Annotated in this window: 6 protein-coding genes and 1 pseudogene; 3 read left to right on the forward strand and 4 right to left on the reverse strand. The window is 71.7% G+C overall.

Going from position 1 to position 26,154, the window contains the following annotated elements:
• Position 1: 1 nt before the first annotated feature.
• Both ACH4VO_RS08235 and ACH4VO_RS08240 read left to right on the forward strand, forming a co-directional pair.
• Positions 2–18,100, forward strand: coding sequence for a glycosyltransferase (locus ACH4VO_RS08235; RefSeq protein ID WP_360984582.1), 18,099 nt, complete (start codon positions 2–4; stop codon positions 18,098–18,100).
• A gap of 583 nt (positions 18,101–18,683) precedes the next feature.
• The gene (locus ACH4VO_RS08240; protein WP_360984579.1) at positions 18,684–20,375 is read left to right on the forward strand and encodes a hypothetical protein; all 1,692 of its coding nucleotides are present in this window, start codon (positions 18,684–18,686) and stop codon (positions 20,373–20,375) included.
• 336 nt (positions 20,376–20,711) lie between these two features.
• Here the strand turns inward: ACH4VO_RS08240 and ACH4VO_RS08245 are convergent, their stop codons facing one another.
• A complete protein-coding gene (locus ACH4VO_RS08245) occupies positions 20,712–21,962 on the reverse strand; it encodes an NAD(P)/FAD-dependent oxidoreductase (RefSeq protein WP_360984576.1) in 1,251 nt (416 codons plus the stop codon).
• Positions 21,963–22,171: 209 nt separating this feature from the next.
• On the opposite strand from ACH4VO_RS08245, the gene ACH4VO_RS08250 reads away from it, so the two are divergent.
• Entirely contained in the window at positions 22,172–22,519 is a 348-nt protein-coding gene (locus tag ACH4VO_RS08250; protein WP_360984573.1) for a hypothetical protein, read from the forward strand.
• Positions 22,520–22,574: 55 nt separating this feature from the next.
• Here ACH4VO_RS08250 and ACH4VO_RS08255 read toward each other — a convergent pair.
• The 3 genes and pseudogenes from ACH4VO_RS08255 to ACH4VO_RS08265 form a co-directional block, all read right to left on the reverse strand.
• A pseudogene (locus tag ACH4VO_RS08255) lies at positions 22,575–22,700 on the reverse strand (DUF397 domain-containing protein); the annotation flags it as partial.
• A gap of 429 nt (positions 22,701–23,129) precedes the next feature.
• Positions 23,130–24,116, reverse strand: a complete 987-nt coding sequence (locus ACH4VO_RS08260; protein ID WP_360984570.1) for an aldo/keto reductase — start codon at positions 24,114–24,116, stop codon at positions 23,130–23,132.
• 161 nt (positions 24,117–24,277) lie between these two features.
• Positions 24,278–25,948, reverse strand: a complete 1,671-nt coding sequence (locus ACH4VO_RS08265) for a carboxylesterase/lipase family protein (RefSeq protein WP_360984567.1) — start codon at positions 25,946–25,948, stop codon at positions 24,278–24,280.
• Between the last annotated feature and the right edge of the window lie 206 nt (positions 25,949–26,154).

A 26,154-nucleotide genomic window follows, 5' to 3' on the forward strand; every position in this document is an offset into this window, starting at 1 on the left:
GATGGCGATTGAGGTTTCCGAGGGGTGGGCGACCCTCCTCAAGACTCTGACCGGCATGCCCTTCCCGCAGGCGAACGAGGACACCCTGCGGGTGGTCAGCGACGAGTATCGCCAGATGGCCGAGAAGTTCCGCGAGGTCGAGGAGCTTCTGCGGCAGGTCGTCGGCCGCGTCGACGAGGACTTCGAGGGCGAGACCGCGACGCGTTTCGTCGCGTACGCCCGGCAGTTCGTCGAGAGGACGAACGGCAACGAGAGCATCCTCGAGCGAGCCTACGAGGACGCCCTCAAGCTGTCGAAGAACGCCCACACGACCGCCGCCGACATCGAGTACACCAAGTGGATGATCTTCGGCCAGCTCGCCCTGCTGGTCGTGCAGATAGCCCTGGCCCAGGCCCTGATGCCGGTGACGGCCGGGCTGTCCGAGATCTGGGCCGCCGCCGCGATCGCCGCGTTCCGCTCCATGGCGTTGCTCATCCTCAAGTTCCTGCTGGCCCAGATCATCATGCAGACCGTCACCGGCCTCGTCGGCGGCCTGCTGCTCGACTCCATCCTCCAGCTCACCCAGATGGGCCGCGGCGACCGTACGGAATGGAACAAGGACTTCACCGCGGACGCCGCGAAGTTCGCCGCCATCGGCGGTGCGCTCGGCGGGCCGTTCGCCCTGCTGGGCGGAGGGCTCGGCAAGCTGCTCGGCAACCTGGGCGGCAAGGGACTGGGCAAGATCCTCGGCAATGACGCGGCGAACGTGCTGGGCAAGGGGCTGGCGGGCGGCGGCAAGGGCGCGGGCGGTGCCGCGGGCGGTGCGGGCAAGGCCGCGGGCGGTGCGGGCAAGGCCGCGGGCGGTCTCGGCAAGGGCGCGGGGGGCGCGGGGGCGGGTGCCGCAGGCAAGGGCGCGGGGGGCGCGGGGGCGGGTGCCGCAGGCAAGGGCGCGGCCGGTGCGGGCGCGGGTGGTCTCGGCAAGGGCGCCGGTGGTGCAGGCGCGGGCGGCCTCGGCAAGGGAGCCGGTGGCGCGGGCGCCGGTGCCGGAAAGGGCGCCGGGAGCGCCGGGGCCGGCGCCGGCAAGGGAGCCGGCGGCGCGGGCGCCGGTGCCGGCAAGGGAGCCGGCGGCGCCGGGGCGGGCGCGGGCAAGGGCGCGGGCGACGGCGCGGCGGGAGCCGGCGGAAGGGGCGGAGCGGGGGCCGCGGGCCAGACGATCTCGGAGGAGTCCGCCCGCAAGCTCGGCGAGCGGCTGGGCAACATCATGGGCCGGACCAACGAATCCCTGAACCACCTGGGGGCGGACGGCGCGAGGGGGGCGGCAGCGGGCGCGGTCGGCCGGGAGGTCGTCAAGGACTTCGCAAACGCCTTCGAGAAGAACCTCGGGGACTCCCTCGGCAACGAGACCGCCCGGAATCTGGGCCGCGAGTACGGCGAGGCGCTGGTCAAGGGCTGGGGCGGCAAGGCCGACTGGCAGGGGCTGACCCACTCGCTGGACGACGCGCTCAAGCCGTACGTGAAGGACCTGGGCGAAAGCGGGGTACGTGCGCTCTCCCACGACCTGCCCGGCTCGTTCGTCCAGACCATCAGCAAGAACATCGAAGGAAACATCGGCTTCCGGATCGGCAGCTTCGTCGGCGAGATCGCCGGTGAATCGAGCCACGCCGTGGTCACCGAGGGCATGTACAACCTCCTCTTCGGTCCCGAGCACAAGTTCACGGTCAGCGGCTGGACGGCGGCCGCGGGCGCGGCGGGCGGTGTGATGGGCCGGGGGGTGGCCCATGGCTTCCAGTCCCTGCACCATGCGGTACAGGGTCCGCCGGCCGCTCCGCCGCCGCGCCCTCCGGTCTTCTCGTCCGACTCGCCGACCCCACCGTCCACGACCTCACCGTCCGCGACGCCGCGGCCGAGCACCGAGTCGAGCGCGACGGTACGGGACGGCTCCGGGACGAGGAGCGACGCGGACAACCGCACGCTCACCGATTCGGCCTCGGAGTCCGGTTCGGACAGCGCGTCGCCCACGCGGAGCGGCGAGGACAGCGCCTCGGACGGCGACAGCCTGTCCTACCTGGACGTGGACGGCCTCTCGGACAGCCGGACGCTGTACTCGGGCGACGACGACGGGAGCGGCGCACCGTACGGCCTGTCCGAGGCGCCCGCTCACTCCTTCGCCACCAGTTCGAACGACGCGGACTTCAGGAACAGCGCGCCCGAAGGCACCTTCAGGGACCACACGAACGAGACCACCAGCTCGAACGACACCCACATCCCTCGCGCCACCGATCCCGCGAACGACTCCGGCGACTCGTCCGCCGACTCCCGCACGCCCGAGCCGCCCGTACCGCCGGACTCGGTGCCCGAGCTGGACCTCCTGCTGAACGGCCTCCCGGACGTACCCGGGACGCCGCCCTCCCAGGACCAGGCGCACGACGGAAACGTGACACCGGACCACACGGACGCGCACGCGCTTCTGGACAGCCTCCCGGACGCACCGGGCACCACGCTCGGCACGGTTCTGTCACCGGAGGCGGAGCGGCTCCTGGCGGACTTGCCCGACGCACCGCGGAACGACCTTCCGCAGCCGTCCGACGACGGCTCAGCTGCGACGTCGTCCAACCGGTCCGGCGACTCCGGGACGGGAAGCCGGACCGCTGACGAAGTCGACCGGCTCAAGGAGCGCCTGGACCGGCTCAAGGAGCGGCAGACCCCCGACCCCTCGGCCTCCGACCTGGCGGCACGACTGGAAAAGCTGCGCGAGGGCGGCTCCGACGAGCTCGGCCGCCCCGCACGGGTGGACGAACTCCGTGAGCAGTACCGCGCGGCCCTGGAGGAGGAGGGCGCCGACGGACCGGATCCCGACGGGACGACGACGGGCCCCGAAGGCGCCGGCACGCTCCCGTACAACGTTGCGGGCGGCATCGCGGCCCCGCCGCGCCCCGTACCGGCCCTTTCCACGGCGCCGGGGGCCGGCGCCTCCCCCGGCGGATCGCGTCATCAGACACCCCCAGGCCCGTCCCCGGACGGGTTCGACGCGCTGTTCCCCGAGGTCCCGCAGAACGGACCCGGTGCCCAGCCCTTCGCGGGGGACGAGCCGGACCTCGTGTTCCCGGACGTTCCCGAGGCCCCGCCCGGCACCGAGTCCCCGGCCGGGAGCCGGGCGGAGACGGAGCGGACCGGAGGCGACAGCGACGGGACGGAGCCGGCCACGGATGGCTCACCGCATCCTGTCCGTACGGAGTCGCAGGACGAACTGCCCTTCCGCGACGGCTTCGACGTCCACGACGACGGCGATGCGCTGATCACGCAGCTCGACGCACTGGGCGGTCTCAGCGACGACCCGGTGACCCGGCTGGAGCAACTGCCGGCCGCGCCCGAGGGCCTGACCCCCTCCGAGCAGCGCAGGCTGATGAGGGACGTGGAGCGGGAGACCGGCTCCCTGCTGGCGGATGCGCGGCGGGTGGGCGTCGACAGGGAGACCCGGCAGCGGCTGAGCGAGCGCATCCGGGAGGACGCCCGGGCGGGCAGGTACGCCGATGCCGCCGGCGGCCTGCGGGAACTCGGTGACCTCGTCGCCGAGCACGGTCTCGGTGAACGCCTCCAGCAGTTCCGCCGTCATATGGACGGCGGATACGAGGCGCGGGCCGCGCAGTTGGGCATGCGCCGTACGGAGTGGCTGCGCCACGCCCTCGACATCGAGCAGTCGGCCCTGAGAGGCGATCCGCGTCGCACGACCCAGTTGCTGGACGAGTTCGAGAACCGGCTCGGCACCCTCGGTTCCGAGCTGGGCGCCCGCGTCGGCAACACCCCGGAGGCGATCGAGAAGCGATTGGCCGACAGCCGGCGGGCCGACGCCGAAGAAGCGGGCATGGACCGCGAGCGGTTCCTCGCCTGGGAGGGCCGTCGGGAGCAGGCGGCGACCCCCGACGAACTTCGCAGGGTGCAGGCCGACTACGACGCCGAACTGGAGACCTCGCGGCGGCTCACGACCCTGCGGGATCTCGGCGCGTCCGAGAGGGAGCTGGCCGCCTGGAAGAGCCGGTTCGAAGGACCGGAGCGGGGCAGCGACCTCGACGCGCAGTACGAACGTCGTACGGTCGCCCTCGCTAGGGAAGCCGAGATGGCGTCCTTCCAGGCACGGCTGGACGCCCTGGGTGAGGGCGGCCACCAGCAGGAGTCCCCGCAACCGCCGCCCCCGCCGCAGGACGGTCCCGGCGGCGACGGCGGCGACGGCGCCCCCGCCCGGGACCTGGCCGGGGACTCCCGGGCGGAGAGCGACCGGATCCTGGAGGAGCGGCTCGACCGGCTGCGCGAGGGTACGGACGACCCCGGGATGTCGCGCGAGGAGCGGCAGCAGTGGGCGGAGCGGCATGCGAACGCCGAGGACGACACGGCGAGGCAGGCCGTCGAGCGGGAGCAGTTCGACCGGATGGCGCAGCTGGAGCGTGACCGGCGGCTGAGGGACATCGCGGACGGCGGTCCCGAAGGGGCGCGGCGCAGCCCCGAGCGCAGTGCCGCGTGGCGGGACAGGCTGGCCGAGGCGGCGGACGACCCGCAGGCCGTCGACCGGATCCTCGACGGCTACGACGCGGAGACGGCGGAGCTGAGGCGTGAGGGGCAGGAGCGCCTGGAGCAGGAACTGCGTGCTCCGGACCGCCTGCGGGACCTCGACCGGCGTATCGACCGCTCGCTCGACAAGCTGCCCGGAGAGATACGGGAACAGGCCGCCCACGACGCCCGCACGCTGGTGGAACGTCTGCGGAGCCTGGCCGCCCCCGGCGACGGGCCGGCTGCGCCCACGGTGGACGACGCCGTGCTGGAGAAGGGCACGGACGGCCAGGACACGGAGCTGGCAGACGCGCCGGGCCCCTCGGGGGCCGGACCGTCGGCGACCGTACGCAATCCGGCCCCCCGGGGAGACGTCGACGAGGGGCCCGGAAGCCCGGGGAAGTCCCCGCGGCCGGGCGGCTCCGAACAGGACCGGCGCGTTCCGGCCGTGCCGGGCGAGCAGCTGATGGAAGCTCAGCGGCAGCGGGGTGACGCGTCGGAGTCCGGGGAGTCGGACGGTGACAGCCTTCGCTCGCGGGAGCGGGACGACCTGCCGTCGCCGGACACCCGTCGGATACGTACGCAGACCGAGGACGACGCGCGGTCCCTCACCGACACGCGAACCGCTTCGGCCTCCGAAGCGGCCGACGACGTTTCCCTCACCTCCGATGACACCTCCGGGCTCCAGGCCGACGACATGCCGGGCCCGAAGGCTGACGACACCTCCGGGCTCACTGCCGACGACACGGCCGATCACGAGGGCGCTCGTGATGCCGACCGCGATGCCGATGCCGACCGTGAGGGAGGGGAGCCGTCCGGTAAGACCTCGGACAACGACGACGCCGGTTCCGTGGCCTCCGTCCCCAAGGACTCCGAAAAGCCGGTGAAGAAGAACGAGGAGCCGTCCGGCGGCCCCGGCGGTGACGGCTCCCCACCAGCCGGCTCGTCGGGCGCGCAGCAGCCCTCGGCCCGCGACAGGGCCCTGAACGCCCTCTCGGCGGACGAGTACGAGCAGCGCATGTACCGGGCACGCCGCGACCGTCCGGACCTGACGACCGAGGAGGTCCTCCGCGACGAGGTGTTCCGCCGGATCGAGAACCCGGGCGTGAAGGTGGAGACGGTGGCGTTCGCCGCTCCGCAGCTGAGCGACGGCGTGGGTCCGCTCCCACCGGAGCGGGCCGGTGAGTTCGTCACGTTCGACGACAACGCGATGCTGCCGAAGTCGATGAAGGGCCACGGACACGGGCGGATCACCATTCGGGGTGTCGACCTGCTGGCTGATTCCGTCGCCAGGGAATGGCAGCTGCGCCCGGACGGGCTCGACGAGCTGAAGCGCGTACTCGTCCAGAGTCCGCACACGCTGCTCAGCCCCCGGACCTTCGTCCTGCCGACCGTGGACGGTGGCCACCGGGAGATCTCCCTCTCCGTGGAGAGCTACGGGAACTGGCGGCGCCATGCCGAGCCGTCGGCGCTGGCCGCCGTGGACGACGTGGACGGGTCCGCACCGGCCAAGGACGGAAACGAGAACGAGGACGCTTCGCCTTCGACCGCGTCGAAGGCGAAGGATCCGCAGACGGAGGGCTCCAGGACCGACGCCTCCAAGACCGACACGGTCAAGACGGACGAGTCGAAGACCGCCGAGTCGAAGACCGCCGAGGCCAAGGCCGCCGACGCCCCCGTCAAGATCGAGACCGAACTCCGCACCCGTCCCGGAGCGACGGAGACCAAGTCCCTCGGCACCTCCCGCGCCTTCGGAGTGGCGATCCCGCTCGGCCCCTCCGCCGGGACCATCGGCGCGCTCGGATCGGTGTCCCTCGGCGTGCGGCGCATGGAGGCCGGCTACACGTACACCCAGGAGAGCCGCGCCCAGAGCAGTGTGACCGCGGTCGGCAAGGACGGCAGCCACCTGCATGTGAGCGACCTGCACATCGTCGTCGAGTCCTCGCGCGTCTGGGACAGGAAGGGCCACGAGCAGCCCGCGAACCAGCAGCACGCCGCCGGCCGGCCGCAGGCCGGCACCGCCGAGCAGAGGCGCTACCGCATCCGGGACGGAGTCACCTGGCGGGTCCCGGACAGCGTCACCGACCCGGCGATTCCGGACCGGCTGCCCACCGCCTTCGCGTTCGCGCCCGGCGCCCGTCCGCACCTGCTCGCGCCGTTGAGCGTCACCACGGAGACCAGGTTGCTGGACTGGGCCCTCAGGAACTTTCCCGAGGCGGCCCCCGGCAGCTTCCTCCGTCACCAACTGGGCGATCTGTTCGGCGAGGAGAGCCTGCGCACCATGATCGCGCAGAGCTCCGGGGAGACGGTGGTCAGCGCCCCGCTCTTCGCCGGTCTGGGCAACCGGTCACTGGGTTCTGTCGAGCTCCGGCTGACCCCGGTCGATGCCACGCTGCGCCAGGCGTCCGACACGACCGAGGTCAAGAAGGCCGACGCGCAGCGCTCCACGGCCACCACGGAGAAGAAGAACACCCAGGGCGCCGCGATCGGGATCGCCGCCGGCCCCCAGGTCGCGCTGCTCCAGCCCGCGGGCGCCCTGAACCTCCAGGTCGCGGCATCGGCCGGCCTGACGACCCAGCGTGCGGAGAGCAGCTACAGCGGTAACACGGCCGAGTCCATGCGGACGCTCAACAGCCGTGGTCACTCGGGGCTCTACGACGTCCGCTTCCGGCTGGAGCTGCGCAGGCAGGACGGCGTATGGGAATCGCCCGTGCCGACCGAGCGGGCCGGCCAGGCCGACCGGAACGACCCGCACGAGGACGGTGTCTTCCTCACCGCCGCTGTGCAGTTGCCGCGGGCCGACGCCCGCAGACTGGCCGGCTGGGACGACGGCACCGCGCCCGTACCGGACGCCGAGGCGCCCCCCGCGCCCGCGTACCTGTCACCGTCGAACCCGGCGACGTTCGGCCTGCACGCGGTCCTGGACCTCACGCCCACCCACGACCCGCAGACGGCCCCACCCCGGTCGTCCCTGACGGACCACCTGGCCGACCGCGTCCAGACCGGCCTGCACCGCGCCTACCCCGACCTGGTCCTTCCGCCCCGGCCGGACACCACCGCGGTCAACGGCGACCGCGACGGCGGCAGCGACCGGAAGTACAACACCGCGGTCCGCAACACCCATCTGCTGCGCCAGGCGCTCTCCCGTACGGTGCTGGAGGGCTCGCTCGACCGTCTGACGAGCACCGGACTGCGCGTCCAGCTGGAGCAGCTCGACTCCGTCACCAAGCGGTACGTCGTCATCACCGTGCGCGCCGAGGCGACGGACCGCCGGTTCATGGGCACCCACCACGACCTGGGTCTGGCCAACAACGTCCTGTCGACCCGCCGCGCGGACAGCGCGACCACCCGTACGCACGGCTGGTCGGTCGGCATCGACGTGGGACTGACCGGGATCGAGCGCTTGGGCGGCACCGGCAGCCTCGGCTACCGGTACGGCAGGCAGACCGCCTACGGCATGACGTACGGTCCGACGCTGACGCCGGACGGCGGCATCACCAGTTCCGGGTCGCAGCACCTGTGGTCGTACGACCTGGCCTTCACGGCGGAAGCCACCAGTTTCACCCGGCCGCGCCAGATCGCCCGGACCATGACCGGCGAGCTGCTCGGAACCCGGTGGTTCGTGAAGCAGGCCGCCGGGAGCGTCGATCTCCTGGCCCCCGGACAGATCGACGGCCGGGCCGCCCAGACCCCCGTCACCGGCCGCGTCATCCTCGCCGTACCCGCGTCGCTGTCCGTCCCGTCCGTCCTGCCGATCAACCGGCCGGAGACCGTCCGGGCACCCGCGCCCGTGGCGATGAGCCGGGCCATGGCCGAACTGCTCTCCTCCGGGAAACCCGTCTCCACGGGCGACTGGACGCCCCACGCGCTCTTCGACGGCCTGCACTCCGTGCAGAGCGTCACCTCGCCCGAGGTGGTGCTGCACCACCTCAAGGAGCTGCTCGCCTCCGTCTCCGGCAACTCCTGGATCTACGGAACCGACGGGACCCCCGCCTCCGGCGCTCTGGCAGAGGCGTTCGCAGTCGGCCGCAACGAAGCGGACTTCAGTGACGCGGCGCAGACGGGCAAGCACGTCAGCGACCTGTTCGGGCGGACGGCCGTCACCGACATCACCGCGTCGGTCAGCGCCTGGCCCCAGGTGCGCGGGACGCGCGTGCTCGCCGTGGTCGACTCCAGCGACCTGGCCCTCTCCCACATCGGCTCGGGAACGAGCGGGGCGGGACACTCGGTCGCCCACGTCCGCAGTCACACCGTCTCGTCCGTGCTCGCCTTCCGGGCCAAGCACACCGACGCGTTCCAGACCGCCGGCACCTACGGTCTCACCGCGTCGCCGTACCAGCGCACCAGCACCGCGACCACGGCCGAGACCTTCTCGGCGAACCCGGCCCACACGGTGCAGTACACCGGACCGATGGTCCTGGTCAGCGCCGACGTGGCCTGGCACCTCGCGGCCCGCTCCCAGCCGTCCGGTCTGCTCCAGGCGCCCATGGAACGGATGCGTGGACGACCGCCCCAGGGCCGGATCGTGGAGATCCCGGACGGCCTGCTCGTCTGGATGCCGCTCGCCGAGGCGAGGAAGGCCGGTCTCTTCGACGACGGTCTCACCGCTCCCCCGTCCACGCAGCTCTACACCGCGGTCGATGCGGCCACTCATGCCACGCTCACGGTCGGCCGCATCGATATGGCGCCGGCGATCAGCGAATTCACGGAACACCTGCTGGAAACCCTGCCCGAACACAAGAGCTGGCTCGGCCCCACGAGTCTGCTGGCCGACCAGCTCGGCGGCCTGGCACGGCAGATGACCACCTTGTCGCCGTCCGGCATACGCGCTCTCCAGACGGGCATGGAGAACGGCGGCACCTCCCTGCGTCTGGCCCGGAACAAGATCGGACCGGCCAAGGACGCCAGTCTCACGGTGACCCTGGAAAGGACCGGCTTCACCCCCGGTGCGCTGCGCCACGACGTGAAGCCCACGATCACCCGGCCCACGTCCACGGGCGAGACCGTCACGGAGAAGCTGGCGCGCGGGTACGAGGCCGGTTACCGGCTCGGCGAGACGCCCACCGTCCGGGACCAACCGGGTCTCCGGAACGGCGGCTTCACCCTCGACGACCGGGTCGGGTCCACCCGTTCGTCCTCCCTGGCACACGCGGTCACCGACGCGGTCAGCGCCCAAGTGGCCTTCGAGGGACCGGTGGTGACCGGGCGGACGACGTTCAACGTCACCTTCACCCTTGAGCTGCCCAAGGGGAGAGTGGTGCGTCAGACGTACGCCGTCGGCGACGCCGAGGTGGTACTGCCCCTGAGTCTCGCCCGACCCCGGACCACCGCGCCGCAGACGGCCGGACCCCGGACCAGCGAACTGCGGACCATCGAAACCCGGACGGCCGAAATCCGGACCACCGAGTCCCGGACCACCGAACCGTCGGCGACAGGCACCCCCGCGGAAGCCGCACGCCCGATGCTGCTTCCCCCGGACCAGCAGCAGGCCGTGGCGCTGCGGGAGCGCAACACGGCGGGCAGGAAGCTGTTCGCCACCGGTCCGGAGAGCGTCGTCGTCACCACGGTCGGCGGCATCACCGTCCTCCGGGACGCCGCGGCGTACGCCGTCGACGTCGCCGTCAAGGGGCGGGGCCCCGCGAGCGACGCCGCGACGGCCATGCCCACGGACGGCAGTGGCCGTTATGTGCGCAGGACGGTGCTGACGCGGCCCGGCACCGCAGCCGGTGAAGCCCTCAAGGGGGGCATCAGCACCGACGTGCTGAGCGCCTACCTGCCGCAGATGGTCCGCGACAGCCTGACCGTCACGCTGCACGACACCACGTCGACGATCGGCGGGTCGGACGCGATCCTGAGGATCTCCGCGGACGTCGATCTGTCCCGGGCCCGTCTGCTGGCGGTGGACCCGCAGGCAGGGCTCGGCGGCAGTCGGCGGACCATGGACAACGACACGTTCACGGGTGACACCACCGATGCGCACATGCCGGGGATCACCACGGGACCGGGCTTCCAGACGCAGCCCATGGTCCAGACCACGGCCGCCGTTCCGGGCTGGGCGGACTCCGACGCGGCGGGCGGTGCCGCCGACCGCCGGACCTCCGCGCTCACCACGCTCAAGCCCTTCGCCGGCGGCGCCGTACTCGTCCAGGCACCCCTGCACGTACTCCAGACGGCGAAGGCATCGGACCGCCTCGCGGACCTTCCGGTCGTCCCGTCGGCGCTCAGGCCGGGGTCCCGACCGCCGGTCACCGTCGAGCACACGGTGCAGGACGGGGTGACGATGTGGGTGTCGTTCGACGTCGCCCGGGAGCACGGGCTGCTGCCCCCCGAGGTCGAGGCCGCCGCGGGCACCGTCAAGGAACAGACCAAGAAGTTCGCCGAGGCCGCCAAGAAGGCGGAGACGGCCGAGCGGCGTCTGCGCGCACTCGACAGCGAGGCCGCCTCCCTCCGCACCGAGCTCCAGCGCCTCCTGGAGACACCGGTGCCCACCGGCTCGGACGTCGTCACGGACGTGGCCACGGCGCGGGAGCGGCTCGCCACGGCCCGCTCCCGGTACGCCGAAGCCCAGCAGGACCTCGTCAACCGTCGCCGCGACCTCGCGACCGTCGAACAGCACCTCGCCGGTGCGTCCGAGGCCGCCTGGAAGGCGGTCGAGCACTACACGATCACCGGCACCCGCTCCTCCGACGCGCCGCCGGTCGCGTGGAGCGAGCCGACCGCGCCCGCAGCCGCCGAACAGGCTCCCGTCACGGTCGCCGGCTACCCACCGCTCGCCGAGGCCCTCGAAGGCACGGTGCCCCACGCGGGCCCGTCGACCGCCGGCCCCGCCGGACCGCCGCACCTCGTCGCACGGGACGACGTCCTCGCCCGTACGGAGTTCTGGCTCGACGACGCCGGACCGCTGTCCGACACGGACGCCGTACGCCAGGAGCTGATCAAGGCGGCGGGCTGGGCGCAGCGTCTGCGGGCGGCGGACGCCGCATACCGGTCGTCGCTGGAGGCCGTGCAGGACGCCCGGGCCACCATGGAGGCCGCCCGACTGCAGGAGGCCAGGGCCCGGAAGACACCGGACCGGGAGGGGGCCGCGGGGCGGTTCGACGCGGTCGACGCCGAGCTGGGGAAGGCGCGGTCGGAGTACGACCGGGCGGTCGCACAGCTGACGGCCGACTACCGCGAACTCGCTCTGGTGCAGCCGAACTTCGCATCGGTGGACGCGTCCACGCGCCAGGTGCTGGCGCCGCGGACCGAACAAGACGCCCCCCGCGTCCTCACTCCCTGGCACCCCGCGCCGGAACCCGAGGGCTACGTCCGTCCGGGCGACGCGACGTCCGCCCCCGACCCGTACGTCGCCCAGGGCAAGGACGCCGCGGGCCGGCCGGTCGCCCTGAAGGCACCGGACGGCCGCGTCCTCCACCTCGTGGAGCCGCCCTCCACCGGACCCGCGCACCTCGACCTCGGTACGAGCTTCCACCGGTCGCTCCTCGACGCGGTCGAGCGCGCCCATCCGGGGCTCCTCGCCGAGCTGGGGCTCCACGCACAGGGCAGAGGCCTTTCCGCCGCCGACGTGCAGCACTTGAGGGGACGTCTCGCCGACCGTCTGACGGCCGACCGCGACGAACTCGCCGCGTTCCTGGCCATCGATCCGCAGGAGCGGTTCACCGCTCAGGAACTGGCCGAGGCGGGTATCGCGCTCGACGCGGCGCAAGCCGCCGAACACGTCGACTCGCGCGGTCGCCTCCCGGACACGGTGGCCGCCGGGCTGACCCCCGACCAGCGCGTCGAGTTGGCCCGTACGACACTGCTGCGGTCCGGCGACGGGCAGATAGGCGACCGCAAGGACGCCGGCTGGAACCACTCCGCGGGTGACCTGGCGGCGCTGCTGGCGGCCCGGGTGCTCGGGGTCCCGGTGACCGTGGTCCTGTCGGACCTGAATCACCTGACGTTCGGCGCTCCCGGAACGGACCCGGGAGGCGACACCCGGTCCGGCGTGGTCCTGCACGTGGCGGACGACCTGTACCGGCCCGCCGTGCCTCTCGCGGCCGACGACCTGCTGCTCAACGCCGACTCGGAGATCACTCAGCAACCGGCCGGCCCGGCTTCGTCCCGGAGCACCGCGACCGCGCCGGCCGGCGATGCCCCTGCCGGTCCGGTCCACTACGTGGGCGCCGGTCTCGGTCCGTCGGCCGTGGTCCCCAGGGAACTCAATTTCGTCTGGCTGGGCGGCGAACTGACCGACGGCGCCCGCGCCAACCTCCGGACGTGGGCGGCCAAGGCGGAAGAAGCACAGTGGAAGCTGACGATCTGGGCGGATGAGGGCGGCCGGCGCACCAACAAGGAGTTCCTCAAGGGCCTGGCCGATTCCGGCACCGTTCGTCAAGGCCGGGTCGAGGACCTGTTCAAGAAGGACAAGACCCCCGGCGGGGAGAAGCTGCCCTCCAAGGTGTCCAAGCTGTACGAGGCCGCGCGCAAGCAGAACAGCTTCGCGATGGCCTCCGACGTCGCCAGGTACGCCCTCCTCCACAAGCACGGCGGGGTGTATCTCGATGTGGACCTGGGCCCCGGAGAGGTCGTACTGCGCCCCGAGGGCGTCACGATGCCCAGGGGCGACGACACCCTGCCGATGTTCGGTCCCATGCTCCGCGATCCCCACAGCGTCCGGAGGCTGCTCGGACTCGCGGAGAACGCACCCGTGACCGCGGACCACATCCACCAGGCCGCCGACGTCGCCTACCGGGAAGGCCGCTTCGGGAACCAGTTCATCGTCACCCACGCCCGGAGCCGCTTCATGAGACAGGTTCTGGACAATCTGCCGGACGTCAACAACAAGGACGCCTACGCCAGGGGTGTCCTTGAGCTGGCCATGAAGTCGAAGAACGTGGGCGCCAGTACCGGGCCGATCTTCCTCCTGCGGCAGTTCAACGAGCACGTCAAGTCCCTTGACACCACACAGTCCCCCAGCGCCAGGTTCGGGCCGCCGGCCGAGTTCCGTGTCCGGGCAGCCGAGTGGACGGACTGGACCCGTCTGGACTGGCTGACCGACGAGAGCGAGAACCAGGAGGCCCCCCGGAGCGCGTCCGCGCCCACCCGGAACAAGACGCTGGCCAAGCGCCTCAGCGACACCGTCAGGTCGATCAAGGGCTCCGTACGCTGGGGCAGCGGCAGGTCCGGTTCGGACACCGCACCGCTGCCGAACGACGGAACCCTGCTGAGCGGCCTCGACCCCGCACCGGAGCGGCTCGAGCGGGGCAGCGGGACGTCGAGGGACGAGCTCGTCGGCAAGGACGGCCGGAAGGCCTCCTTCGAGCAGGCGCGCCAGAGCCTTCGGACGATCCGGGACGCCGCGGGCGAGGTCATCGGATACGCCTCGCACAGTGACCGGGACTGGGCTCCGCGCAAGGACTTCTACGCGCACTACCGCGCCGACGAGACGTCCTTCAAGGCCTACCGGACGACGGACGCCGGCACGTTCGTCCCCGTGGCCGAGGACCAGGCATCGCCTCGCACGGTTCCGTGGCACACCGGCACGGACACCCCGGCCGGGCAGCGGACACCCCGCCCGGTCTTCTTCGACGCGCACGGGTCGCAGGACGGCGTCAAGCTCCACATCGGCGAGGGTCTTCCGCTCGAGGTCGACGGCGCCCAGTTCGCGCGTTTCATGGAAACCCTGGCGGCCCCCGACCGGCCTCCGGCTCCGGTGGTGCTGGTGGCCTGTGACACCGCGAACGTCCGCTCCACCGACGGTGGAAGCGTCCTGCGGGACGCGGCACGGGCGGTACCCGGACGCCGCTGGTACGCCCCCGATGTCGCGGTCGGCCACGTGGGACCGCGGGCCGGAGCCGCCGCGGGCGGGGCAACCGGGGTGCTGGCCCTCCTCCAGGACCGCACGACCGGGCGCCAGGGCCGGTGGGTGACCGCCGGCGGGCCCACCGGACCGGAGACCCCGCTCACCCGGCCGGGAGGACGGACCGGCGAGATCGCCGACGGTGGGGCGGGCCTCCTGGGCGGTCCGCGCCTGCGCCACGACGCGCACGAGCTGTTGCCGAACTTCCCGCCTGCGGACACGTCGTCCGCCGCATCCGTCGGTCTGAGCCTGGGCGGCGGCACGGGCGAGCCGCGGGCGATCCCCAAGGAACTGAACTTCATCTGGCTGGGCGGAGAGATGACGTCCGCCGCCCGCGCGAATCTTCGGAGCTGGGCGGCCAAGGCCGAAGAGGCCGGCTGGAACATGCGGATCTGGACGGATGAGGGCAGCGGCACCGCCAACCGGCAGTTCCTGGACGGCCTCGCCGCGAGCGGCCCGGTGACGAATCGGCCGGTCACGTCCCTGTTCGAGAAGACGTGGACGAACCCGCTGTCCAACGACGTGCTGTCGAGGGCCCGGCGCCTGTACACGTCGGGCCAGGAGCACCGGAGCTTCGCGATGGCCTCGGACGCCGCACGGTACGCCCTCCTCTACAAGCAGGGTGGGGTGTACCTCGATGTGGACCTGGCACCTGGGGAGTTCGTCCTGCCGGCCGAAGGCGTTCAGATGCCGACGGGCGACAACCTCCCCATGTTCGGGCCCGGTCTGCGCGACGAGACCAGTGTGTTCGGACGGTCGGCCCGCGGTGAGGCACCGGATCCGGAGCAGGTACTCACCCCCGAGGTCATCCGCGCGGCGGCCGTGGACCGTTACCGGCGGGGCGAGTACGGCAATCAGCTGATCGCGGCCCATCAGCACAACCCGTTCCTGAAGCATCTGTTGCGGAACCTGGTCGACATGAAGGCCCTGACGCCCCTGGAGCGGGGGGCGAAGGAAGGGGAGATCAAGGCTCGGAACGTGGCAGGCATCTCGGGGCCCGGTTTCATCGACGCACAGATGAACGAGTACAACCGGCTGTGGGAGAGGGAGCATCCTGCCGAGAAGAAGGAGCAGCTGAGGGGAGCGGACCGGTTCAGGCCCTCGGACGCGGCCAGGGACGTCTGGATCGACCTCACCTGGGTGACGTCGGAGAGCGCCAACCAGGAGACCGCGTCGCTGACCGATGCGCGTGAACCGGCACCGGAGCCGGTCCCGCGTTCCGCCACGGTGCGGGAGAAGTTGAGGAGGTTCACCGGCACGTTCAGGAGCGGTCACGGGGACGGCGACGGCACCGGTTCGTTCTCCGGGTCCCAGGGGTTCCTCTCCAACAGCCGTACCGTGTCCTCGGCCGGCGACGGCTTCGAACTGGCGCCCTCGACCGGCCCCCTGTTCCCGCCCGCGCCCGGCAACCTGACGCCGGACGCCGTGCTCACGGGCACGGACGGACGTCAGGTCTCCTTCGGCCAGCTCTACGAAGGCCTCGAGGTGATCCGTGACATCGACGGCCGGTCGCTGGGCTACGCGTCGCACACCGCGCAGGACTGGGCCCCCCGGAAGGACTTCTACGCCGCGTACCGCTCGGACGAGGCCCTGTTCGCGCACTACCGGCCCACGGAGGAAGGGGGGGTCGTACTCGACACCGGCAGCGGCACGGAGTCACCGGCCGGCAAGGTGCCCTGGCAGGCCGGCGCATCCGCGCGGGATGCGAAGGAGCCGGTCAGGCCGCTGTTCTTCGACGCGCACGGCACCGAGAACGGCATCGAACTCCATGTGGTGGGCAAGGAGCCGCTGGTCGTCGACGGTGCCCGGTTCGCGCGTTTCATGGAGACGCTCAGGGACCCGGCGCAGCCCCCGGCTCCGGTCGTACTGGTCGCGTGCGAGACGGCGAAGATCCGGAGTGGCGACGGCGGGAGCGTGGCGACGGACGCGGCCCGTGCCCTACCCGGACGTCTCTGGTACGCGCCCGACACCGAGGTCGGCCACGCCGGACCGACGCACGACTCCGACGGCGTCACGGGGGTGCTGGGTCTGCTCGCGGATCCCGTCGCACAGCGCCGCGGTGCGTGGGTCGTGGCCGGAGAGTCACTCGAGACCGGTCCGGCTTTCGTCCCCGCCCCGCGGGAGGAGCCGGTGCCGCCCACCCCCACGTTCTCGGACCTGATCTTCCACACCCTCAACGCCGCCCCGCGGGAGACCGTCGACCTCGGCACCGTCCTCCACGACCACCCCCTCACCGCCCCAGGCGAGAACCCCGCAGTCCAGCGCGACCACCGCTCCACCGCCGGCCCGGCTCCTGACCGCTCGCTCACGTCACGTGCACCCGGTAACCCCGCCGACGCTCCGACGACGACAACGCCGGCCTCGCGAACGGCCGGTGGCCGCAGGGACAGCGAGATCATCGACAGTTGGCGGGCTCTGTCGACGGTGCCGCGGGCGCGGCGATCCAACGCTCTGCAGCGCATCGATACGGCTGTCCACGAGTGGGCGACCGGTGGCCGGGAGCTGCCTGGTGCCCATGACGCCAACCAGCGTCAGCTGGATGCCATCCTCGATGCCGTGGAAGCGTGGAGGGCAGGCAAGAAGGGCCCCAGCGACCGCGACGGGGCGGTCGACCGCCTGACCGCACACGTCCGGTCCGAGTTGGACGATCTGCACCAGCGCATTGCCGAGCGGGCGCACCAGGGACAACTTCTCGACCGGTACGCCCGTATCCATCCTGAGGTGAGCGACTTCGCGGGCCGACGGTTGCCGGATCGGGTCGATCCGGCGAACAACCCCGCGCACGACATCTTCACCGGCGAGCGCACCCACCACGGCGCTCTGTCGGACGATGCGCTCGATGCCGCCGATGAGCTCTCGCGCCAGCAGTTGGCGGCCAAGCGGGATCAGGCGGCGGCTGGTGGGGTGACCGTCGACGCGGGTGTGTCCGCGCAACGCGTACGGGAGTTGATGGACAGCACCCGCAACGACTTGACCGGCTCCACGCTCTACCCGGAACTCACCTCCTATCTCGACCGGGCCGACCAGGCCGAGGCACTCGACACCGGCTCCCACCTCGGGAAGCTGACGCCCGTGGTCGAGGATGTCCACGGCACGCAGGTCACCGTCCACGGGGACCCTACGGACAGCCTCCGCGACGCTCGGATCGACAACTTCCGCAAGGCCGTCATCACGGTGCAGGAGGCCGGCTTCCACGTTCCCGATGTCGAACTGCACCTGCCCAAGTACGGCCGGTTCCTGGAAGTCCACGACGACCTTGTCGCCGAGCGGAGCGGGGGCCGGCTACAGCGCGCCGAGTACCTCGCACCCAACGCGGTGATCGCCTCGCCCGATGTCGTCGGCAATCCGTTGACCAACAAGCTCGCCGGCGATCGGTACCGCTACCTCTCGACCGAGCTCGACCCCTCCGGCGTCGGCACGATGGTGCATGAACTGGGCCACTTCCTGCACTACGTCAACGCCCGTGCCCAGTACCACGATCTGGCCTTCACGCAGTTCGCCGGCCGCAGCGGGCGGGGCGCCGACGCCGTACCCCATCAGGCTCTCGCCCTCGGGGTGAGCGCCTACGCCGCCGGCAACCCCCGCGAGTTCGTGGCGGAGGTCTTCACCGGGCTGGTGTACGGGAAGCCGTTCCCGCCCGAGGTCATGCGGATGTACCACGGGCTCGGGGGTCCCGTACCCACTCCACGGACGGATGCCAGGTCTCCTTCGGCCGGCTCTGCGGAGGCCTCCAGGTGATGCGTGACACCGACGGCCGGACGCTGGGCCACGCGTCACCGGCGCGGATCCGCAGTGACGACGGCCGGAGCGTGCCGATGGACTGGCACATGCCCTACCCGGACGTCTCCGTTGCGCACCCGACACCGAGGTCGGCCACGCCGCACCCGTCGAACGGCTACGACGGTGCCACGGGTGTGCCGGGTCTGCTCGCGGCCCCCGTCGCACAGCACCGCGGTGCGTGGATCGTGGCCTGGGAGCCACCCAGAGGTCATCGACACCATCGACATGCTCGATACCCTGCGGGCCAGGAAGTTGTCGCGCCCGGCGTCCTCGGGGCCGAACCCCCCGCTCCAGGCGCTCAATGTCCACCTGCGTGATGCGTTCGTGTTGCTGAAGCACGTACGCGGCGGTTTCCCACGGTTCCGGCGCCAGGGAAGGCGCGTGCACGACGCCACGGACTGGCTGGCAGCCGAGCCCGAGAACCAGGGTCGTAGAAGGATGTGACAGTCTGTCACATTGCCTGGCAGGGGCGGGTACCGAGTGCTCTCATCAGCAAGCAAGAGAATGAAGGGAATCAATGACAGGGAAAGAGGGGCGACCTGTGAAGCGAGAGCGGTCCAGCGAGGAGAGTGAGTCCGGCAACGGCCGGAGCGGGGCCTCGGGCGGAACGGCTCCGGACAGTTCGCAGGGTGCGGTTCCGGGGAGCATCGGCGCCCCGTCGGCGCCTGGTCCCCGTACGGAGACCGAGGGCGGGGACGCCGCGGTCGGCGGTGGCACGGTCGGCGGCCTCGCGCGGACGCCGACCTCGTCGGCGTCCGGTCCGGAGGAGACCGGGGAGTCGGAGGCCCAGGCACCGGTGGTGGCGCACGTGGCCGGGATCTCCATCGGCAGGACCCCGTCTGGGCGGGAGGGGCATCCGGGCGGTGAGGAAGCGGCGGTCTCCCCCGAGGCGGCGGCGCCGGTGGCAGGTACGGCCTCGGCTGCCACCACCACAGTTGCCGTTGCCCCTGCCGGTGCGGCGGGCGTCGGTCCCACGGCCTCGGTGGGCGGCGGCGCGGAGGGCACCGCCGGGACGAGTACGTCCCCGTCGGCCGCGTCCGAGGAGACGGCTTCCGCGGAGGCGGGTCGCACAGCTACGGCTTCCGCGGGTACGGCTCCTGCGACTCCGGCTTCCGCAGAGGCCGTCGCGGAGGGGGCAGCCGACACCTCGACGTCCGGTGCCACCTCGGCCGCCACGACCACCGTGGCATCGTCCACCCCTCCCGGCAGTGCCTCGGCCACGGATGGCGGCGCTCCGGAGCGCCCCGGCCGGGTGTCGCGCCCGATGGTGGTGGCGGCGGCTTTCGCCGGTGCGCTGCTTCTCGGTGCGCCGTTCGTCGTGGCGGGCGCCCAGAAGGACGAGGCCGAGCCCCAGCGCAGGGAAGCGGCGGCGGCGTGGAAGGAGGCGGACCAGGACGGTGGTTACGTGCCGGGCACCGACCCCGATTCTCCCCAGGGCGTACCGGCCGCCGACGGCGACAAGCCGGGCGGCACGCCGGCCCGGGGTGAGAAGGGCCCCGTCAACCACGTACGCGCGGACGTCGGCGACGGGCCGGCGCCCGCGGACGCGAAGGACGGGCGGAAGCCCGCGAACGGGTCGGCGAAGGCGGGGACCAAGGACGGCAAGGGCGCCGAGGGGACCGGCAGCAGCACGGAGAAGGGCGATGCCGTCGCCAGGACCCCGGTGGGCACGGACCCGACCGCCCCCGCCGCGACCCCGTCGGCCGGCACGGTGCCCAAGTCGACGACCACCGTGGTGTACAGCGGGGTGTCCGGACCCGACTGCCCCACGCAGCGTTTCCAGAGGTCGGCCTACTACAGCGACGGCGACGAGGGCTGGGGCACCCACAGCGGCGGCTTCGGCGGCTACGGCTGTGCGGGGAAGTACCTGTCCATGCCCATGTCCGGCTCTTCCTCCAAGGACTCGGACGGATCGGCTACCTGGCTGTTCGACCTGCCCGACAGCGCGCGCAAATGCAGCATCTCCGTTCACGTGCCGGGGAGTTCCAACGTCGTACGGGTCGGCGGGCACCCCAGCTACTACACCGTGTACGACCGCTTTCTGCCCAGGACCAGCAACCTGGTCGGCTCCTACTACGTCGACCAGCAGAAGCGGCGCGGCACGTGGTACAACGTGCCGGGCACCTTCCCCGTCGACGCCAAGAAGCTCTCCGTGCGTCTGCACGACCGGGGCCAGGACGGTGACAACGAGCACCACGCGATCTCCGCGCTGAAGGTGACCTGCACCGGCTGAGCATCCGGCACGGACACCGCGGCGGGACCGGTGAGGAGGCGAAGCCTGCTCTCCTCCACCGGTCTCCCCCAGCGGCTCCCCCCGCCGCGCTGACGGGCGGCGGGGGGACCGGCGCCGGCTCGGCGGTGATCACACCACCCAGCACACCGGTGGCATCACCCGGCACTCCGGTGGCACCGGCCACCAGGACACGGGAGCCGCTCAGTTCCACGCTTCACCCCCGGGGCACGGACCGGGGCACGGACAGGGGTACGGACAACGAGTTCATACGGTCGTCACTGCTTCGCGACCAGGGCCGTTCGTAGAGGGGGGCCGGACACCACTCCCGCCCAGCCGTCATCTCTGCGACCCCAGGTCGGCCCTCACCTCGCGCGCGGCGCGCGCGCCCGAGGCCAGGGCGCCCTGCACGGAGCCGGTCGCCCGGTGGTCCCCGCACACGTATCTGCCCGGGCGGAAGCGGGTGGTGCGGCTCAGCGGCCAGGGAGGGAGCATCGCCGGCAGCGCACCCTCGACCGTGCGGGCGGCGACCTGCTGCCAGGCGCTCGTGTCGGTGCCGTACAGCTCGGCCAGACGCCGGAGCACCGCCTGCGCCCTGCCGGGGAGGTCGGTTCCCAGTACGGAGGTGGAGATCAGCGCGGTTCCGTCGGGCGCGTAGGTGGGTGCGACCTGGCTGAGTACGCAGGTGTTCAGGATCGCTCCGGTGCTGTCCACCATCAGGATCGGTTCCGCCCTCGGTGTGCGGTCCGTGGCGTGGTAGTAGGTGGTGACGGTGCGGGTGTCCGGCACCGTCAGGCCCGGCAGCAGGCGGGCGGCGTTCGCCGGGTCCGTCGCCACCACGACGGTCCGGGCCGGCACCTCGCTCCCGTCCCCCAGCAGCACACCGTCTTCGGTGACCTCGGCGACGGGCGCGCCGAGCCGCAGGACGCCCTCGGGCAGGCCGTCGGCGAGCTGGGCGGGTACGGCGCCGATGCCCTGGGCCGGCAGACACAGGGACCCTCTGGCCATGCTCCGCCAGACGAAGTGGAAGAAGCGTGCGGAGGTCTCCAGCCGGTCCTCCAGGAAGACGCCGGAGAGGAACGGCCGCAGGATGCCGGCGATCGCGGCGTCCGACACTCCCGCCCGCTTCAGGGCCGCTGCCGTGGAGCCGTCCCTGCGCCGTCTGACGGCGGAAGCGGGCAGCGCGGCGTCCCGCACGGTGAGTGCCGCCAGCGCGGCCAGGTCGCGCGCCGAGAGGACACGCCCCGGCAGCAGGGCCCCTGCCGCACCGGGCTCCCTCGTCGGGTCGGCGAGGCGGACCGGTCCGTGCGGCGTGTGGGCGACGACGCCCGCGATGAACGGTCGCAGTCGCAGGCGCCTCAGATCCATGCGCTGCTTCACCTGCGGATAGGAGGTGTTGAACACCTGGAACCCGCGGTCCAGCAGGAATCCGTCCCGCCGGTCCGTGCGCATGCGCCCGCCCACGCCGTCGGACGCCTCCAGCACGGTCACCCGCCATCCGGTACGGCACAGGTCCAGCGCGCACGCCAGGCCGGACAGGCCCGCGCCGACGACGATCGTGTCCAGTTGCCGGTGATGTTCCCTGCTCATGTTCCGCCCTCGATCGACGCGTACCCGTGGCACCCGGAGGCCGAGCCGTCCGACCGGCCCCTCAGCCTCCGCCAGTACCCTGCATCCGCCGGCACACCCCGAGCCGGGACGTGGCGCGAACGTGGCAATCGCCCCGCGACGAACGACGCGGCCGCGACCACCGGTCCAGCGGACCACGTCCCCCGGCCGATGCCCAGGCGCCACGACCGGTGCCGTCGGACGACAACACGTCGAGAGGACGCCGACGGCTCAGGAGCCGCGACAGCCCGGCGGGTTCCGCCGCACGCGCCGCCACCGCCTGCCCCGCCGAACGCGAGAAGCTCTCGGCGCTCCGCAAGAAGTACGCGGCGCGCAGCACACCGGCCGCGAAGAGCGCCAAGCAGGCAAAGGCGACACCAGCTGGGCGTGCTGGCGGGAAAGAGCCCACCCCGCGTAAGTCCACGGCCAAGAACGCCGTACAGAAGCCGAAACCCGCGCCCATTCGCGACTTCGGTGACCGTTTCATCGACCGTGTGGCCCTCGGTTACGCCCCTGCGGGCAAGATGAAAGGTCCCTGAGCACGGCGAAGGCGTGCCGCGTGCCGCTTCCGCAGACGGCACGCTCTCAAGCCGCTCAGCACTCCGCCGCGAACCGTACGAACTGTCCCCAGCCTTCGCGGTCCACCGCGAAAGGAGGACGGGTCACGTCGTTCGAGTCCCTTACGTGCACGGCCTGTTCGGCGACCGCGACCTCCACGCAGTGGCATCGCACCGTCCACTCTCCGTGCCCGTACGCTGACTCCGCGTACGGGGTGCAGCTCTCGCCCCCGGGCGCGTCCTGCCGCCACTCCGGCGCCATGAACCACGCACTGCCCCAAGTGGACCGCTCCCCCCGCACCTTCTCCCAGCTCCTGTCGTCCACACGACGCGGCGCCCGGCTGGCCAGACTGCTCGTCGCGTGACCGAGCTACGCACCTGGGGCGCCCCGCACAGATGGGAGGACGCGTGCAAGCTCACGTCACACAGGCACTCGACAGCTGGTACGGGGCGTGGAAGCTCCACGAACAGACCGCGCAGGGCGCCTTCCCGGGCCGTGGGCACGAGATTCGACAAGCGCGCCTACATCTTCCACGGCACCGTCACGCTCGCCTCGATCAGACTCTGGCTCCGCCCATGACCCGGACACAGCCTAATGTGCGGCGTTCAGTTTCGCCCGCTGGTCCTGTGTGAGGTCGAGGTCCGCCGCCGCCAGGCTCTCCTCCAGTTGAGCCACCGAGGACGCTCCCACCAGGGGGATGACCGGGATCTCGCCACCGATCAGCCAGGCGAGGACGACCTGGTTTTCCGTGGCTCCCGTCTCCGCCGCGATCTCGGCCAGGGCGGCGAGGCGCGTGGCCGTTCCCGCGTTCTGGTAGCCGGGGTCCAGAGGCTTGCCCGTACGGCCGTAACTGCCGTTCAGGAGCGGGGAGTAAGCGACCAGGGAGAGGGACGGGTCCTCGCGGAGATAGCTGAGGTGGTCGCCGGAGGTGACCCCCAGGTCGCCGTCGGGAGAGCGGAGTGTGGGCTCGTCGGTGCGATGGCGGAGGTAGCTGTGGTGGTACTGCAGAACCTCGTAGCCGGGCAGACCCGCGGCTGCCGAGAGGGACCGGGCGCGCTCCAGGCGCCAGACACGATAGTTGCTCGCACCCAGCAGGCCCACCGTGCCGTCGGCGACGACGGCGGCGAAACCGTCCACCGTCTCCTGGAGGGGGACGCGGGGATCCTCGATGTGCGCGTAGAGCAGGTCCAGCTTGTCCGTGCCGAGGTTCTCACGGCTGCGTTCGGCCGACTCGCGGATCGTCTTCGCAGTGAGGCTCTCGACGTCCTTCGTCAAGGTCGAGGTGGGGTGGTTGGGGCGGCCGCCGAGCTTGGTGGCGATCGTGATCTCGTCGCCGACGCCCCGACTGCGCCGCCAGCGTCCCAGGAGCTGCTCGCTCTCGCCGCCCTGAGTGCCGTTGACCCAGAACGCGTAGTTGTTGGCGGTGTCGATGAAGGTACCGCCGGCTTCGACGTACCGGTCGAGGATCGCGTACGAGGTCGCCTCGTCGGTGGTGGTGCCGAACCGCATGGCTCCGAGGCTCAGGACGCTTACCTTGCGGCGGTTGTCCGGATTCTGGCCGATGGTGCGATAGCGCATGCTGGGGCCTTCCGAAGGGGGTGCCTGGGGCTTCGGTGGCGATCCTGCCTGCTGGAGTGCTCTCGAAGTCAAGGGGCGCCAAGGTCAACCCCCCTCGGACCAGGGAGTGGGTCATCAGGTGCCAGACCGCCACGACCGCGCGTGATCCGCCGGACAGGAGCCTAGAGTCGCGGCACCACGGTGCCGGTCTCGACGAGCGGCTCCCAGAAGGCGCATCTGTGGCGGGCGGGGAAGTCCTTGTTCGTCCCGATGCCGGCGGGAGTGAGTTCCTGTACGTACGGGGCTCGCGCTGTGAAGGGCCGCCAGCGGGGTGTGTGAGGAGCGTTAGGGTTTCCGGTCATCGCGAAGTGCGTCCAGTAGCCGACCATCGTGTCCGACAGGGCCTGCTGAGCGGGGGTGAAACCTGGGCGCTTCCCGGGCTCCCCGATGACATGCTGGAAGACGTAGGCCAGCTCGGTGCCGTGCGTGGCGCCGAGGTCGGTCTCGTTGCCCGGGGGTGGGAAGCCGGCCGGTCTGGGGTCGTCGAACTCGTAGGGATACACGGTCCCGGCGGCGGCGAACATCCCGTAACTGGAGTAGGACGGACAGGAAAACACCGCGTCCCCCAGGGCGGTGCCGAGTGCCCACAGTGGTGAGCGGTAGGCGGACAGTGGGTACTGTGCCTTGATGCGTGCTGCTGCCTCGGGGCCGAAGTGCGCGGTGATGGCGCCGGGATAGTCCCGGGGTCGCAGTCCTTGTGGGTAATCGAGGGCGATGAAGTAGTTTCCTTCGTCGTGGTTCGTGCCCATCAGGACAGGCACATGGTTGTAGGCGTCGGCAACGAGGGCATCGCGGACGCGCCGCGGATAGATGGTCCCCTGGTAGGCCGGCAACCAGCTGCGGCCCTCTTGCTCTCGGACGATCTTCTGCACCGGTTTCGTGCGTAGGCAGCGTGCGGCCGTCGCGGCATCGGTGCAGTGGAGCTTGGTGGCGAACGACGTGCCTGCCTGGTCCGCCTGGGCCTGGGTCGGCGAGGCGAGCAGGCAGCCGCTTTCAGCGATGGCACGCTGGAACAGGCCCCGGGCGGTGGGTGATGCGATGTGCATGCAGACGCTGGAGCCTCCCGCTGATTCACCGAAGATCGTCACCTTGTGACGGTCGCCACCGAATGCGCTGATGTTGGCCTGGACCCACCGCAGGGCGGCTTGCTGATCCATCAGGCCGTACGCACCCGAGGTGTGGTCGGCTGCTTCTGTGGCCAACGACGGCAGGGCGAGGAAACCCAGAGCCCCCAGACGGTAGTTGATCGTCACAACGACGACGCCCTTGGCTGCCAGAACGCTCGGGTCGTAGTCGCCGCCGGAGCCGTACATGAACGAGCCACCGTGGATCCACACCATCACGGGCCGGGGTCCGGCGGGGCGGTCCGCGGGGGCGTAGACGTTGAGGAAGAGGCAGTCCTCTTTGGTGGTCGTTCCCTTGTCGAGGGTTTGCGGGCACTTCGGGCCGGACTGGGTCGCGGCCCGCGTCCCGCTCCACGCCTCAGCCGGCTGCGGCGGACGCCACCGCAGCCGCCCCACAGGCGGGGCCGCGTAGCGGATGCCCAGGAACTGCGACACCCCGCTCCGCTCCATGCCTCGCAGCCGGCCCTGAGCGACCGAGACCTCAGGGGCGGAGGAAGAGGCGGAGGAAGACGCGGGGGCGACCGGCACCGAGGTGAGGGCGACGAGAACGGACACCACGACCGTCGCGCCTGCGCGCAGCAGCGTCCAGCCGCCCGATCTCCGTCTGGTCAGGCGCCGAAGGCGCCACCCTTGCGCCCCGGTGTCCGCATGCTCCGTTGGACCTGTCATCTCTCATTCCTTCCGCTGATCGGCGCATATCGCGGTAAACATCCCGCACGGTTGCGCCTCTCGACGACCGCCATACGGGGCAACGACATCACCCGCCGACCGCACCTGCCGCGACTACCGCTGTGGACCGAACGGCCTTACAGGGAAAGCCTGTTCGCCCACGATCGCGGGGAAGCCGTGGTAGTTCGCATGCCGCAGAGTCGGCG

It is taken from the genome of Streptomyces sp. NPDC020780 (assembly GCF_044334475.1).
Classification (GTDB): domain Bacteria; phylum Actinomycetota; class Actinomycetes; order Streptomycetales; family Streptomycetaceae; genus Streptomyces.